The sequence below is a fragment of the Streptomyces sp. NPDC043854 genome (assembly GCF_056436005.1).
This window is the reverse complement of sequence record NZ_JBWKDK010000015.1, coordinates 41,824-54,477: the sequence shown is the minus strand read 5'-3', so window position 1 is coordinate 54,477 and position 12,654 is coordinate 41,824. Positions and strand designations below refer to the sequence as shown.

Here is a 12,654-nt window from a genome sequence, read left to right as displayed (position 1 = left end):
ACCGCGGGTTCAGCCGCCGGCCGCCTTCGCGTAGTCGCCGAAGCCGGTCCAGTCGACGACCACGCACGGCTCCTCGCCCACGACCCAGGCGTCGTGGCCCGGTGACACCTGCATGAAGTCGCCGGGGCCGTAGTCGTCGGTCTCCCCGTCGTCCATGACGACGTGCATCCGGCCGCTGGCCACGTACCCCGTGTGCGCGGACCGGCAGCTGTCGGTGCCGGCGATCGGCTTGATGTGCTCGGACCAGCGCCAGCCGGGCTCGAAGACGGCGCGGCCCACGGGCCCGCCGTCGGCCTGGATCAGGTCCAGCCGGCCCTTGCCGTCCGCGAACGGACGCGTCTCGTCGGCGTCGTCGAAGTTCCTGCGCACGATGGTCATGCCCCATCGCCTCCCGAAAGGGGTGCGGAGGTGGGCCCCGAGTCCATTTCTCACTCTAACGCCGACGGCCCTCCTCAACCCCGCAGCGAGCGGCCGAACCCGGAGGCGAGCGGCATCCGCAGGCCCAGCGGCGGCGGGGCCGCCAGAGCGTCCGTCACCGGCCGCGAGTACCGGCCCGTGGACAGGGCCCCGAGGACGAAGTCCACCGACAGCGCCACGACTTCCGCCTGGTGGTCCCGTAACCCGTGGCCGTCGGAGTGGACCTCGAAGCGGCACGTCGCCCGGTTGGCCTTCTTCGCCCGCGCCGCGAGGCGGAACGATGCTTCGGGGGCGCTGCGCGCGTCGTTCGTCCCGTGCACGATCAGCACCTGCCGGCCGGACAGCTGTTTCACCGGTTCCGGTGTGTCCGGCCCCGCCGCCTCGTCCAGCGAAGGCGCGAGTGCCAGAACCGAGTTGACGGCCTCGTGGCCTGCCGCGAGCAGGGCCGCGCGGCCGCCCGCCGCGTGGCCGGCGAGGCAGACCGGCACGTCCCCGTACCGGCGCACCGCCTCGTCCGCCGCCCACCGGGCGTCCTGCTCCCGGGTGCCCTGCCTGCCGTACGCCACGGTGTGCGTGACCAGCCCTTCCGTCCGGCCCGCCCGGGCCAGGGCCCGGGCGAGCGGCCGTACCGGGCCGGGGGGCCACCGGGTCGCCCCGGGAAGCAGGAGCACCACGCCGCTGACCGTCGGGACCGAGCCGTTCGCGCCGGCCGCCCGCCCCAGGCGGGCCCCGCGCGCCGGAGGCGCATCATGAGACATGGCGGAACAGTCTCAGACTGACAGGTGTACGCGACCCGTCCGTACGGTCTCTGTTGGATATCGGACCGGTGCCGCGACACAGCTCTACGCGCGTAGGCGCTAGAGTGCGCAGATGACGAGCCAGACCACCGAACTGCCCACCCCGGAACAGATCCGCCGCGCCCCGAAGGTGCTGCTGCACGACCACCTCGACGGCGGCCTGCGCCCCGGGACCATCATCGAGCTGGCCCGCGCGGTCGGCTACGACAAGCTCCCCGAGACCGACGCCGACAAGCTGGGCGTGTGGTTCCGCGACGCCGCCGACTCCGGTTCCCTGCCGCGCTACCTGGAGACGTTCGCGCACACCTGCGCCGTCATGCAGACGAAAGAGGCGCTCTTCCGCGTCGCCGCCGAGTGCGCCGAGGACCTCGCCGAGGACGGCGTCGTCTACGCCGAGGTCCGCTACGCGCCGGAGCAGCACCTGGAGGCCGGCCTCACCCTCGAAGAGGTCGTCGAGGCCGTGAACGACGGCTTCCGCGAGGGCGAGCGGCGCGCGCGGGAGAGCGGCCACCGCATCCGCGTGGGCGCCCTACTCACCGCGATGCGCCACGCCGCCCGCGCCCTGGAGATCGCGGAGCTGGCCAACCGCTACCGCGACAACGGCGTCGTCGGCTTCGACATCGCCGGCGCCGAGGCCGGGTTCCCTCCCACCCGCCACCTCGACGCGTTCGAGTACCTCAAGCGCGAGAACAACCACTTCACGATCCACGCGGGCGAGGCCTTCGGCCTGCCGTCGATCTGGCAGGCGCTCCAGTGGTGCGGTGCGGACCGCCTCGGCCACGGCGTGAAGATCATCGACGACATCGAGGTCGCCGAGGACGGCTCCGTGAAGCTGGGCCGGCTGGCCTCGTACGTGCGGGACAAGCGCATCCCCCTGGAGATGTGCCCGACGTCGAACCTCCAGACCGCCGCGGCCGCCTCGTACGCCGAGCACCCGATCGGCCTGCTGCGCAAGCTGCACTTCCGCCTGACGGTCAACACCGACAACCGGCTGATGAGCGGCACCAGCATGAGCCGCGAGTTCGAGCACCTGGTCGACACCTTCGGCTACACGCTCGACGACATGCAGTGGTTCACCGTCAATGCCATGAAGTCCGCGTTCATTCCTTTCGATGAACGACTGGCCATGATCAACGACGTGATCAAGCCCGGCTATGCCGAGCTGAAGTCGGAATGGCTGTTCCGGTAGACCGCTTCCACCAGCGGTTCTGATTCGGCCTGGGCCACGGCCTGACCAAGAGAAAGCGCCCGGGAGGCACAATCCCCGGGCGCTTTCTCTTATTTGAGACTGTTTGCGGGCGGCGGTTTGAAGTGGCTAGTTTGCGGAGCCGCCCGATTCCCCAGTCCCAAGGACCAGACTTCATGAAGCAGTCAGCTGCCAAGACCCTCGGTGCCGCCGCCCTCGGAGCCGCCTTCGCCGCCGTCGCAGCCGGCACCGCCTCGGCCGCCGTCCCCGCCGTCGGCGTCACCGACGCCCTGGGCAGCGCGACCGGCGCACTCCAGGGCATCACCAGCCAGCAGCAGGTGACCGCCGGCGGCCAGGAGGCCGGCGACCCCGGCGCCACGGTCACCCAGCTGACCGGCACCGTCGCCCCCCTGGTCGGCGGCCTGCCGGTCGGCGCCCTCGGCGGCGGCTGATCCCCGCAGGATCCACCCCGGGATCCGCGCCGATTCGCACGCGGGCACGCGGGGCGCACGCCGGTTCGACCGGGTGTGCGCCGCGCGGCGCCGTGCGCCAGGATCCCCGCCAACCGCCCGCCGGCGCACGGGCGGGGGTACCACCCGGCGGCAGCCGGGGGAGAGGTCACCGGTCATGCGCTTGATGCCCGGAAGCACGATCGGAGCGGCCACCGCCGCCCTGCTGCCCGCCCTCCTGCTGGGCGCCGTCGGATGCGGTGCGGACGCCCCCGCCGGCGGGAAGGCGCCGGACCCGAAGGGCTCCGCGGCCCCGGCCGGTACGGCGGCGGCGGGCTCCCCGAACGCCGGCTCCCCGTCCGGCGCGGCCGCCCCGGCGAGGACCGGCGGAACCAGGCTGGAGCGCTCCGCCCTCGAACAGGGCGACCTGCCCGGCTACCAGGTCTCGGCGCAGGGCAAGGACCCGAACGCCCCCGACGGCCAGCCCCAGGCCGATCGCAAGGCCTGCCAGCCGCTGGCCGACATCATGGGCGACGAGCCGGACCGGGCCGCGCGCGAGACCGTCAACCGCGGTATCGGCTCGCAGAAGAAGGTCGGGCTCGCCGTCTCCGCCTCCGTCAGCTCCTACGCCGAACGCGACGCCAAGGCACTGGTCACCCGCCTCAAGGACGCGGTCGCCGCCTGCGGTACGGGCTTCACCGCCACCGTCGGGAAGCAGAGCGGCAGCTACCGCGACGTACGGGCGGCCGACTACCGGACCGCCGGCGACGACACCGTCAGCTGGACCACGACCGCGGCCGCCCAGGGCGTCTCGGCCCAGGTCCACGTCGTCGTCGTACGCGAGGGCGACACCATCGTGCGGCTGATGGCCCTCAACGTGGCGGGCGCCGGGCAGAAGGCCCTGGTTCCGCACGAGGTGGCGGACAAGCAGCTGGAGAAGGTCCGCCGCGCCGCCTGACCGCGGGTCCCGACCGCGGATCCCGACCGCGGGCATCGACGCGGGGACCCGACCGCGGGTCGGCGGAGGGTCACCAGGAGGTGGTCGAGGGCTTCTCGTTCGGCAGCAGCAGCCACAGCGCCAGGTAGATCAGGATCTGCGGGCCGGGCAGCAGGCACGACACGACGAAAATCAGCCGCATCGTGTTCGCGGAAATTCCGAAGCGGCGCGCCAGACCGGCGCAGACGCCGCCGATCCAACGGCCGTCACGAGGGCGCGTAATGGCGCTCATGGGGTCTCCTCTGTCGCATTCACGGGGGTTTCCCGCGATGCCTCAATACTCCCGCGGAACCGCCGACAGAACGTCGGTCCAGGGTCCCAGCCCGACCCTGGTAATTCTCGGGGTGGACCCCTGAGGGAGCCGGGAATTCCGCGCCCGCTGCGAGCGCCGCAGCCGCGCCCGCAGCGCCGGTACGACGGCCGAGTGCGCCAGCACCACGCCGAGGGTGTTCAGCAGCACCGAGTCGACGTCGACGACCCGGCCCGGGACCGCGCTCTGGAGCATCTCGATGCCGATCGACACCAGCGCGCCCGCGGCGGCCGTCCGCGCCAGCGAGGACCACGCGGCCAGCGGCGAGGGCGCCAGGCTCCCGCCCGTCAGGGGCAGCAGGACGCCGAGCGGGGCGAGCAGCGCCAGGCCCTCGCCGATCCGGCGGGCGGCCTCCAGCGGCCCGCGCGTGAGATCGGCCCTGATCCCCTCGAAGGGGGTCAGGTTCGCGGCAGCCGCCCAGGGCACGTCCAGGGGGCGGAGGGTGAGCCAGCCGACGAGGAGCAGATGGGCGACCAGCAGGCCCCCGCCGAGGAGCCGGAGCCGCAGGTGTATGGCGGTGGCGGCGCGGGGGCCGACCTCATGACGCTGCACACCGGCGAAGACGCACCGTCCGGCGGCTTCGGTTCCGAAATGCCCCGGGGCGGTAGGAGTGCGGCTGATGAGAATCCGATCGGATGACACCACCGCCGGCCCGGGCGGGCATCGGCGGCGGGGTACGCCATACCGTCACCCGATCGGCCCAATGCCGGTCGCGGGGCGGGCGAGGCGCCCGCACGCTCGAATGGCCCCCACCCATTCGAGCGAGAGGCGAGGTGGCGCGATGACAACCACTCCCACGCCCGCACCCGCCGGCAAACCCGGCGCCGCACACCCCTGGGCGACCGGCGGCACGGTGCTCGCCGGCGTCCTGATGGTGGTCAACGGTGTCTTCGCGATCATCGAAGGCATCGCCGCCATCGCCGAGGACGACATCTTCTACACCCGCATCGGCGACTACATCTACAAGTTCACCCTGAGCGGCTGGGGCTGGATCCACCTGATCCTCGGGATCGTGGTCCTGATCGTCGGCATCTTCCTGCTCAAGGGTGCGAACTGGGCCCGGATCGCCGGTATCGTCCTGGCCTCGCTGACGGTGGTCGTGCACTTCCTCTGGCTGCCCTACCAGCCGCTGTGGTCGCTCGTCGTCATCGCGGTGGCCGTGTTCGTCATCTGGGCCCTGTGCACCGACAAGGAGCCGGTGCGCTGGTGAGCGGCGGATGACCGGAAGGGACGGTCTAACGGAGGGCGAGCAGCACGATCAGGAGCACGGCTCCGACCACGGCCGGCGCGATGATCTCGTACGACCAGCGCACGCGCACACCGCCCTGTGCTCCGGCCCGCGAGGCACCGCGCTCGGCCAGCTCGCGCAGCTCCTCCACCACCTGGTCCGCGTGCGCCCGCTGCGGTTCGGCGGGCGCCGCGGCGCCGTTCGCCCCTCCGGCGCCCTTGCCCCGCGCGGTCAGGCCCTTCCCGGTGAGCCCGCCGCGGCGGCTGAGCTGCTGCCGGTTCGCCTTCTTCCGCTCCCGCAGCGAGACGGGCACCGACCACAGCTGGTACTTCGCCCCCTCGGCCAGCACCTCGGCGGAGTACCCGGCACGGACCGCGTCCACGGCGGCCCAGGGCAGCTCGATGACCCGGAAGGGGTTGCGCACCCGCATCCGGTTCTCGTTGGCGAAGACGGCCGGACGGATGGTGAACGCCACCGTCAGCGGTACGGCGCACAGGGCGATCGCCGCGGCGTACCAGCGGGTGCTGCCCGACCCGCTCACCAGGGCGTCCCCGCACAGCCACACGATCAGGGCCAGCAGCAGGACCCCGGTGACCACGGCCATGGGGGAGCGGTAGACCCGGTCGTCGTAGACCGGCTCGTCATCGGGCTGCTGGCTGCTCATGCGCCCGATTCTGCCTCACGGCGCCGGGGGCCACGAGGTCGGCGTACAGGATGATGTTGTCGGGGCGGTGGCCGTCGGTGAGCTCTCCGCCGCAGGTGATCAGCCGCAGTTCCGGTCCGGCGGTGTTCCCGTAGACCTTGGCAGTGGGGAAGCGCTTCTTGGGCACCTGCTCCAGCTCGCGCACCCGGAAGACCGCGGTGCCGCCGTCCTCCCGGGTGACGGTGATCTCGTCGCCGGTCCGGACCTTCGAGACGTCCCGCAGGACGGCCGGGCCGCGGGCGGTGTCGAAGTGCCCGATCAGCACCGCCGGGCCGGTCTCGCCCGGGGTGACGGCCTTGGTGTACCAGCCGATCCGGTCCGCGTCGGCCACGGAGGGCACCTCGACCGTGCCGTCGGCCGCCAGGCCCAGCCGGAGCAGCGGCCCGGTGCCCACACCGGCCGCCGGGATCCGCACCCGGACCGGCTCGGACGCGGGCAGCGGGGCCGCGGGGGACGGCGGTGCGCCGGCCGCCGGAGCCGCCGGTGCCGCCGTCGAAATGTGCGGCGGGGGAGTGGCGGGTGCGTCCGTGCCGCCGCCGCAGCCGGTCAGCGCGAGCGCGGCGAGCGCGGTGAGGGCGGCCGTCACGGCCCGCGCGGCCGGCGTGCCGTGCGGGGTGTACCGGGTGTACCGGGTGGGCGGGTTGGGCCGGGCGGCGGCGCCGGGCAGCGGGCTTGCGCGGTGGGCCATGGGTGTGGGCCTTACGGGAACGGGCCCGGCGGGCCGCCGCGGTGGCGGCCCGCCGGAACGAACGGGTGCGCAGTTCGGCCGTGGGCGCTCAGGCGCCGGCGCCGGTACGGGCGCGGGCGGCGCGGCGGGAGCGGAGCGCGAGGGCGGCCCCGATCGCGGCGACGATCGCGATCAGCCCGCTGCCGGCGGCCACGGTGATGCTGTTGTCGGCGTCCTCGGGGGTCTCGGTGGCGATCTCGGCGCCGGCGGCGACCGCGCCCTGCGGCACGACCAGCACCTGCGCGCCGCCCGTCTGCGGCTTCGCCCCCGAGCCGGCGGCGCCGCCGGCGGCCGGCTCCGCGGGCGCGGTGGACGGGGACGGCTGCCCGACCGGGGCCTCCGGGGCTTCGGGCACCTTCGGGGCCTCGGGCTTCGCCGGGGCCTCCGGGGCCTTCGGGGCGGTCGGCGCCCCGGGCGCCGCGGCGTCCTGCCCGGCCTTCGGCAGCGGGTGGGACGCGGCGACCCCGTTCTTGGTGACGGTCAGCACCGGGTCGGAGGTGTCCGCCTTGGTCAGGGAGAGGAGCAGCCCGTTCGCGGTGTCGCTGAGGTGGGTCCGGTCCAGCACGGTCAGCACGTGGACCATGTAGGCGTCGCCGGGCTTCCACTGCGAGCCCGTGAACCGGATCCAGGCCTCGGGGCCCTCCTCCTTGTTCCGCAGCACCGCGACCAGGCCCTCGCCGATGTAGACGGGCTCGCCCGCGTACCGGTCGCTGTCCGAGACGGTCCCGTACACCAAGGTCGCACCGTGTGCGGCGGTGGCCTGGGCGGCGAACGCGCCGGCCGCGCCGGAGGCGGCGGGGGCCAGCAGCGCCCCGGCGAGGGCGGCGGTGACGATCGAGGTACGGACGGCGGTACGCACAACGACTCCTGGAAGCTGTGTCGCGGGCAGGTGGGAGAATCGCATGCCGCGTCTTCCCTGTCGGGCTTTCATCCGGTGAGTTCCGGCGGGCTGCTGAAAAGAAATCTACGGATCTTGTTCGGCCGGATCGTGGGAGTCCTGTCATGGCCGTGTAACGGCTGTGACCAGCACATTCCGCTTCCGGCCCCGCGGTCCCGCCCGGCACCCGCCCCGCCCGAATGGGACCTCCCCCGCACAGATGTGCACCCCAGGGGGGTGACAGGCCGCTACGCGCGTAGATATGCTCGTGTGGTGACCATGCCCACCACCCCCGCATTCGCTGACGTGACGACGTCCGACAGTGCGCTGCGCCGGTTCCTGCACGGGCTGCCCGGCGTGGACGCCGTCGGCCTGGAGGCCCGCGCGGCCGCGCTCGGCACCCGTTCGATCAAGACCTCGGCCAAGGCGTACGCCATCGACCTGGCCATCTCGATGATCGACCTGACCACGCTTGAGGGTGCCGACACCCCGGGCAAGGTCCGGTCGCTCGCCGCCAAGGCCGTCAACCCCGACCCCACCGACCGGACGACCCCCATGACCGCCGCGGTCTGCGTCTACCCGGACATGGTGGCCGTCGCCAAGGCCGCCCTGAACGGCGCCGACGTGAAGGTGGCGTCCGTCGCCACCGCCTTCCCGGCCGGCCGCGCCGCGCTTCCGGTCAAGCTCGCGGACACCCGTGACGCCGTCGCCGCCGGCGCCGACGAGATCGACATGGTCATCGACCGTGGCGCCTTCCTCGCCGGCCGCTACCTGGAGACGTACGAGCTGATCAAGGCCGTCAAGGAGGCCTGCGTCCGCGAGGACGGCACGGCCGCCCGCCTGAAGGTCATCTTCGAGACCGGCGAGCTGTCGACGTACGACAACATCCGCCGCGCCTCCTGGATCGGCATGCTCGCCGGTGCCGACTTCATCAAGACCTCCACCGGCAAGGTCGGCGTCAACGCCACCCCCGCCAACACGCTGCTCATGCTCGAAGCCGTCCGCGACTTCAAGGCGCAGACCGGAATCCAGATCGGCGTGAAGCCGGCCGGCGGCATCCGCACCACCAAGGACGCCATCAAGTTCCTGGTCCTGGTCAACGAGACCGCGGGCCAGGACTGGCTGACCAACGAGTGGTTCCGCTTCGGCGCCTCCAGCCTGCTCAACGACCTGCTGATGCAGCGCCAGAAGCTGAACACGGGCCGTTACTCCGGTCCCGACTACGTGACGGTGGACTGAGACCCCATGAACATCGACAAGCAGACATCTGCATTCGAGTACGCCCCGGCTCCCGAGTCCCGCTCGGTCGTCGACATCGCCCCCTCCTACGGCCTCTTCATCGACGGCGAGTTCACCGACGCCGCGGACGGCAAGGTCTTCAAGACCGTCTCGCCGTCCACCGAGGAGGTCCTCGCCGAGGTCGCCCAGGCGGGCGCCGCGGACGTCGACCGTGCCGTCAAGGCCGCCCGCAAGGCCTTCGAGAAGTGGTCCGCGCTGCCCGGCTCCGAGCGCGCCAAGTACCTCTTCCGCATCGCCCGGATCATCCAGGAGCGCAGCCGCGAGCTGGCCGTCCTGGAGACCCTCGACAACGGCAAGCCGATCAAGGAGACCCGCGACGCGGACCTCCCGCTGGTCGCCGCGCACTTCTTCTACTACGCGGGCTGGGCCGACAAGCTCGACCACGCCGGCTACGGGCCGAACCCGCGCCCGCTGGGCGTCGCCGGCCAGGTCATCCCGTGGAACTTCCCGCTGCTGATGCTCGCGTGGAAGATCGCCCCGGCGCTGGCCACCGGCAACACCGTCGTCCTCAAGCCCGCCGAGACGACCCCGCTGTCCGCCCTGTTCTTCGCGGACATCTGCCGCCAGGCGGGTCTGCCCAAGGGCGTCGTCAACATCGTCCCCGGCTACGGGGACACCGGCGCGGCCCTCGTCGAGCACCCGGACGTCAACAAGGTCGCCTTCACCGGCTCCACCGCGGTCGGCAAGGCCATCGCCCGCCAGGTCGCCGGCACCGACAAGAAGCTCACCCTGGAGCTGGGCGGCAAGGGCGCCAACATCGTCTTCGACGACGCCCCCATCGACCAGGCCGTCGAGGGCATCGTCGGCGGCATCTTCTTCAACCAGGGCCAGGTCTGCTGCGCCGGCTCCCGCCTGCTGGTCCAGGAGTCGATCCACGACGAGCTGCTGGACTCCCTCAAGCGCCGCCTGAGCACCCTGCGGCTCGGCGACCCGCTCGACAAGAACACCGACATCGGTGCGATCAACTCCGCCGAGCAGCTCGCCCGGATCACCGCCCTCGCGGACACCGGCGAGGCCGAGGGCGCCGAGCGCTGGTCCCCGGCCTGCGAGCTGCCGTCCGCCGGCTACTGGTTCGCTCCGACGGTCTTCACGAACGTCAGCCAGGCGCACACCATCGCCCGCGACGAGATTTTCGGCCCGGTGCTGTCCGTGCTGACCTTCCGCACGCCGGACGAGGCCGTCGCCAAGGCCAACAACAGCCAGTACGGCCTCTCCGCCGGCATCTGGACGGAGAAGGGCTCGCGCATCCTCGCGGTCGCCAACAAGCTCCGCGCGGGTGTCGTCTGGGCCAACACGTTCAACAAGTTCGACCCGACCTCGCCCTTCGGCGGCTACAAGGAGTCGGGCTTCGGCCGCGAGGGCGGCCGCCACGGCCTGGAGGCTTACCTCGATGTCTGAGTCGACGACCCGCCTGAACGTCTTCAAGACCTACAAGCTGTACGTCGGGGGCAAGTTCCCCCGCTCCGAGAGCGGCCGGGTGTACGAGGTGACCGACTCCAAGGGCAAGTGGCTGGCCAACGCCCCGCTGTCCTCCCGCAAGGACGCGCGTGACGCGGTCGTCGCCGCCCGCAAGGCCTTCGGCGGCTGGTCCGGTGCGACCGCGTACAACCGCGGCCAGATCCTCTACCGCGTCGCCGAGATGCTGGAGGGCCGCCGCGAGCAGTTCGTGCGCGAGGTCGGCGAGGCCGAGGGGCTGTCCAAGTCCAAGGCGGCCGCCGTCGTGGACGCGGCCATCGACCGCTGGGTCTGGTACGCGGGCTGGACCGACAAGATCGGGCAGGTCGTGGGCGGGGCCAACCCGGTCGCGGGCCCGTACTTCAACCTCTCCACCCCCGAGCCGACCGGTGTCGTCACGGTCATCGCCCCGCAGGACTCGTCCTTCCTGGGCCTGGTCTCCGTGATCGCCCCGGTGATCGCGACCGGCAGCACCGCCGTCGTCATCGCCAGCGAGAAGGCCCCGCTGCCGGCGCTCTCCCTGGGCGAGGTGCTCGCCACCTCCGACCTGCCGGGCGGCGTCGTCAACATCCTGTCCGGCAAGGCTTCCGAGATGGGCCCGCACCTCGCGGCCCACCAGGACGTCAACGCGATCGACCTGACGGGCGCCGACCCGGCGCTCGCCAAGGAACTGGAGATCGCCGCCGCCGACAACCTGAAGCGCGTCCTGCGTCCACAGCCTGTGGACGACTGGACCGGTGACCAGGGGACGGCGCGCATGACGGCGTTCCTCGAGACCAAGACGGTCTGGCACCCGACGGGCTCCCTGGGCGCCTCGGGATCCTCGTACTAGGCGGTACGAGCCGGTCGGTGCGAGCCGCCGGACGCACGCGGCCCCGGCAGCACTTCCCGTGCTGCCGGGGCCGCTGTCTTTTTTCGGGGCCCGGTTCGCCTCCGGGGCCGCCTGTGTCGGCTCCAGGACGGCGGTGGCTACTTGTTGCCGGTCAGGGGGCCGAGCAGGGAGGCGACGGCCGCGTCGGGGAGCTCGGCGACCGACGGGCCCTGGGTGAGGGCGCCGGTGACCATCGTGGTGCCGACCGGCCGGAAGTCCGCCACCTTCGTGGTGACGCCGTTGTCCAGCGGGTCCATGCCCGTGTGGGCGAGCGGGTTCACCTCGAGGTTCGCGATCGGGTCGACGACCCCGGCGACCGCCGCCGGAGCCGACAGCTCGCCCGCCTGGGCGCCGCCCGCGGCCATCGCGAGCGCCGCACCGGCCATGGAGACCGTGAGGCCCGCGGAGCGCAGGGCTGAGGAGGTGCCGGGGGCTGCGTGACGTGCCATGAGGAAGGATCCCGCCTGTGGTCGTGGTCGCGTGTGCACGCAGCGTAGTGGAGGTGTGATCCTCGATACCAACGAGCGGCAGATGGCATCCCACGCGCGGGGGAATGCGTCAGACTGGTGTTCCGTGAGCTCCTCCTCTCCTTTGCCTACGCGTGTCGTCCTGTTGACCGGACCTTCAGGTTCCGGAAAGTCCTCGCTCGCCGCCCGTTCCGGGTTGCCGGTGCTGCGCCTGGACGACTTCTACAAGGAGGGCGACGACCCGACCCTCCCCCTGGTCGAGGGCAGCTCCGACATCGACTGGGACTCCCCGCAGTCGTGGGACGCCGACGTCGCCGTCGAGGCCATCGCCCAGCTGTGCCGCACCGGCCGTACCGAGGTCCCCGTCTACGACATCGCGACCTCCGCCCGGACCGGCACGGAGGCCTTCGACATCTCCCGGACCCCGCTCTTCATCGCCGAGGGGATCTTCGCGGCCGACATCGCGGCCCGCTGCCAGGAGCTGGGGCTGCTCGCCGACGCCATCTGCCTGCGCGGCCGCCCGTCCACCACGTTCCGCCGCCGCCTGCTCCGCGACCTGCGCGAGGGCCGCAAGTCGGTGCTGTTCCTGCTGCGGCGCGGCCTGCGCCTGATGCGGGCCGAGCGGGGCATCGTCGCCCGGCACGCCGCCCTCGGCGCCCACCCCTGCGGCCGCGACGAGGCGCTGGGCCGCCTCGCGGCCGCTGCCGCCGGCCGCCACCGGTCGCCGAGCGCCCCCGCCGCCGTCTGAGCGACGTCCAAACGGGCGGCGCCGCCACCCCGTACAAAAAACGGAGGCGGGGGGGGGGGGGGGGGGGGGGGGGGGGGGGGGGGGGGGGGGGGGGGGGGGGGGGAGGGGGGGGAGGCACCGGGT

General features: G+C 72.7%; 16 protein-coding genes. 8 read left to right on the top strand and 8 right to left on the bottom strand.

Going from position 1 to position 12,654, the window contains the following annotated elements; genetic code table 11:
* Positions 1-9: 9 nt before the first annotated feature.
* Both AC068A_RS15885 and AC068A_RS15880 read right to left on the bottom strand, forming a co-directional pair.
* The gene (locus AC068A_RS15885; RefSeq protein ID WP_478585234.1) at positions 10-378 is read right to left on the bottom strand and encodes a cupin domain-containing protein; all 369 of its coding nucleotides are present in this window, start codon (positions 376-378) and stop codon (positions 10-12) included.
* 74 nt (positions 379-452) lie between these two features.
* Complete coding sequence (locus AC068A_RS15880; RefSeq protein WP_478585232.1) at positions 453-1,175, bottom strand: alpha/beta hydrolase; 723 nt, start codon at positions 1,173-1,175, stop codon at positions 453-455.
* Between the two features lie 112 nt (positions 1,176-1,287).
* Between AC068A_RS15880 and AC068A_RS15875 the strand changes: the two genes are divergently transcribed.
* The 3 genes from AC068A_RS15875 (at position 1,288) to AC068A_RS15865 (ending at position 3,807) form a co-directional block, all read left to right on the top strand.
* Positions 1,288-2,403 carry an adenosine deaminase gene (locus AC068A_RS15875; protein ID WP_478585230.1) on the top strand — a complete coding sequence of 372 codons (1,116 nt, stop codon included), beginning with the start codon at positions 1,288-1,290 and terminating at the stop codon, positions 2,401-2,403.
* A gap of 173 nt (positions 2,404-2,576) precedes the next feature.
* Positions 2,577-2,852, top strand: a complete 276-nt coding sequence (locus AC068A_RS15870; RefSeq protein WP_478585228.1) for a hypothetical protein — start codon at positions 2,577-2,579, stop codon at positions 2,850-2,852.
* 184 nt (positions 2,853-3,036) lie between these two features.
* Positions 3,037-3,807 carry a hypothetical protein gene (locus AC068A_RS15865; RefSeq protein WP_478585226.1) on the top strand — a complete coding sequence of 257 codons (771 nt, stop codon included), beginning with the start codon at positions 3,037-3,039 and terminating at the stop codon, positions 3,805-3,807.
* A gap of 70 nt (positions 3,808-3,877) precedes the next feature.
* Here AC068A_RS15865 and AC068A_RS15860 read toward each other — a convergent pair whose 3' ends face one another.
* Positions 3,878-4,078: a PspC domain-containing protein gene (locus AC068A_RS15860; RefSeq protein WP_478585224.1), complete on the bottom strand. Its 201-nt coding sequence runs from the start codon at positions 4,076-4,078 to the stop codon at positions 3,878-3,880.
* A gap of 42 nt (positions 4,079-4,120) precedes the next feature.
* Positions 4,121-4,708, bottom strand: coding sequence for a VanZ family protein (locus tag AC068A_RS15855; protein ID WP_478585222.1), 588 nt, complete (start codon positions 4,706-4,708; stop codon positions 4,121-4,123).
* A gap of 229 nt (positions 4,709-4,937) precedes the next feature.
* On the opposite strand from AC068A_RS15855, the gene AC068A_RS15850 reads away from it, so the two are divergent.
* Positions 4,938-5,366, top strand: coding sequence for a DUF7144 family membrane protein (locus AC068A_RS15850; RefSeq protein ID WP_478585221.1), 429 nt, complete (start codon positions 4,938-4,940; stop codon positions 5,364-5,366).
* A gap of 25 nt (positions 5,367-5,391) precedes the next feature.
* Here the strand turns inward: AC068A_RS15850 and AC068A_RS15845 are convergent, their stop codons facing one another.
* From AC068A_RS15845 to AC068A_RS15835, 3 genes are all read right to left on the bottom strand, one after another.
* Complete coding sequence (locus AC068A_RS15845) at positions 5,392-6,048, bottom strand: PH domain-containing protein (RefSeq protein WP_478585219.1); 657 nt, start codon at positions 6,046-6,048, stop codon at positions 5,392-5,394.
* On the bottom strand, positions 6,026-6,775 hold the full coding sequence (locus AC068A_RS15840; protein ID WP_478585217.1) for a class F sortase: 750 nt from the start codon (positions 6,773-6,775) through the stop codon (positions 6,026-6,028). The genes AC068A_RS15845 and AC068A_RS15840 overlap by 23 nt, the downstream gene beginning before the upstream one ends.
* Positions 6,776-6,863: 88 nt before the next feature.
* A complete protein-coding gene (locus AC068A_RS15835; RefSeq protein WP_478585215.1) occupies positions 6,864-7,673 on the bottom strand; it encodes a hypothetical protein in 810 nt (269 codons plus the stop codon).
* A gap of 291 nt (positions 7,674-7,964) precedes the next feature.
* On the opposite strand from AC068A_RS15835, the gene deoC reads away from it, so the two are divergent.
* The 3 genes from deoC to AC068A_RS15820 are packed head-to-tail and all read left to right on the top strand — an operon-like array spanning position 7,965 to position 11,277.
* On the top strand, positions 7,965-8,930 hold the full coding sequence (deoC, locus tag AC068A_RS15830) for a deoxyribose-phosphate aldolase (RefSeq protein ID WP_478585213.1): 966 nt from the start codon (positions 7,965-7,967) through the stop codon (positions 8,928-8,930).
* A 6-nt stretch (positions 8,931-8,936) separates the two neighbouring features.
* Positions 8,937-10,388, top strand: coding sequence for an aldehyde dehydrogenase family protein (locus AC068A_RS15825; protein ID WP_478585211.1), 1,452 nt, complete (start codon positions 8,937-8,939; stop codon positions 10,386-10,388).
* Positions 10,381-11,277, top strand: a complete 897-nt coding sequence (locus tag AC068A_RS15820) for an aldehyde dehydrogenase family protein (protein ID WP_478585209.1) — start codon at positions 10,381-10,383, stop codon at positions 11,275-11,277. The genes AC068A_RS15825 and AC068A_RS15820 overlap by 8 nt, the downstream gene beginning before the upstream one ends.
* A gap of 137 nt (positions 11,278-11,414) precedes the next feature.
* Here the strand turns inward: AC068A_RS15820 and AC068A_RS15815 are convergent, their stop codons facing one another.
* Positions 11,415-11,765, bottom strand: coding sequence for a hypothetical protein (locus AC068A_RS15815; RefSeq protein WP_478585207.1), 351 nt, complete (start codon positions 11,763-11,765; stop codon positions 11,415-11,417).
* Between the two features lie 82 nt (positions 11,766-11,847).
* Here AC068A_RS15815 and AC068A_RS15810 point away from each other — a divergent pair, with 82 nt between their 5' ends.
* Positions 11,848-12,531, top strand: a complete 684-nt coding sequence (locus tag AC068A_RS15810; RefSeq protein WP_478585205.1) for a uridine kinase family protein — start codon at positions 11,848-11,850, stop codon at positions 12,529-12,531.
* Positions 12,532-12,654: the final 123 nt, after the last annotated feature.

Bases quoted from the DNA above. Each gene is read 5' to 3' on its own strand.
- AC068A_RS15885 (WP_478585234.1), bottom strand. From the start codon at position 378: ATGACCATCGTGCGCAGGAACTTCGACGACGCCGACGAGACGCGTCCG.
- AC068A_RS15880 (WP_478585232.1), bottom strand. From the start codon at position 1,175: ATGTCTCATGATGCGCCTCCGGCGCGCGGGGCCCGCCTGGGGCGGGCG.
- AC068A_RS15875 (WP_478585230.1), top strand. From the start codon at position 1,288: ATGACGAGCCAGACCACCGAACTGCCCACCCCGGAACAGATCCGCCGC.
- AC068A_RS15870 (WP_478585228.1), top strand. From the start codon at position 2,577: ATGAAGCAGTCAGCTGCCAAGACCCTCGGTGCCGCCGCCCTCGGAGCC.
- AC068A_RS15865 (WP_478585226.1), top strand. From the start codon at position 3,037: ATGCCCGGAAGCACGATCGGAGCGGCCACCGCCGCCCTGCTGCCCGCC.
- AC068A_RS15860 (WP_478585224.1), bottom strand. From the start codon at position 4,078: ATGAGCGCCATTACGCGCCCTCGTGACGGCCGTTGGATCGGCGGCGTC.
- AC068A_RS15850 (WP_478585221.1), top strand. From the start codon at position 4,938: ATGACAACCACTCCCACGCCCGCACCCGCCGGCAAACCCGGCGCCGCA.
- AC068A_RS15845 (WP_478585219.1), bottom strand. From the start codon at position 6,048: ATGAGCAGCCAGCAGCCCGATGACGAGCCGGTCTACGACGACCGGGTC.
- AC068A_RS15840 (WP_478585217.1), bottom strand. From the start codon at position 6,775: ATGGCCCACCGCGCAAGCCCGCTGCCCGGCGCCGCCGCCCGGCCCAAC.
- AC068A_RS15825 (WP_478585211.1), top strand. From the start codon at position 8,937: ATGAACATCGACAAGCAGACATCTGCATTCGAGTACGCCCCGGCTCCC.
- AC068A_RS15820 (WP_478585209.1), top strand. From the start codon at position 10,381: ATGTCTGAGTCGACGACCCGCCTGAACGTCTTCAAGACCTACAAGCTG.
- AC068A_RS15815 (WP_478585207.1), bottom strand. From the start codon at position 11,765: ATGGCACGTCACGCAGCCCCCGGCACCTCCTCAGCCCTGCGCTCCGCG.
- AC068A_RS15810 (WP_478585205.1), top strand. From the start codon at position 11,848: ATGGCATCCCACGCGCGGGGGAATGCGTCAGACTGGTGTTCCGTGAGC.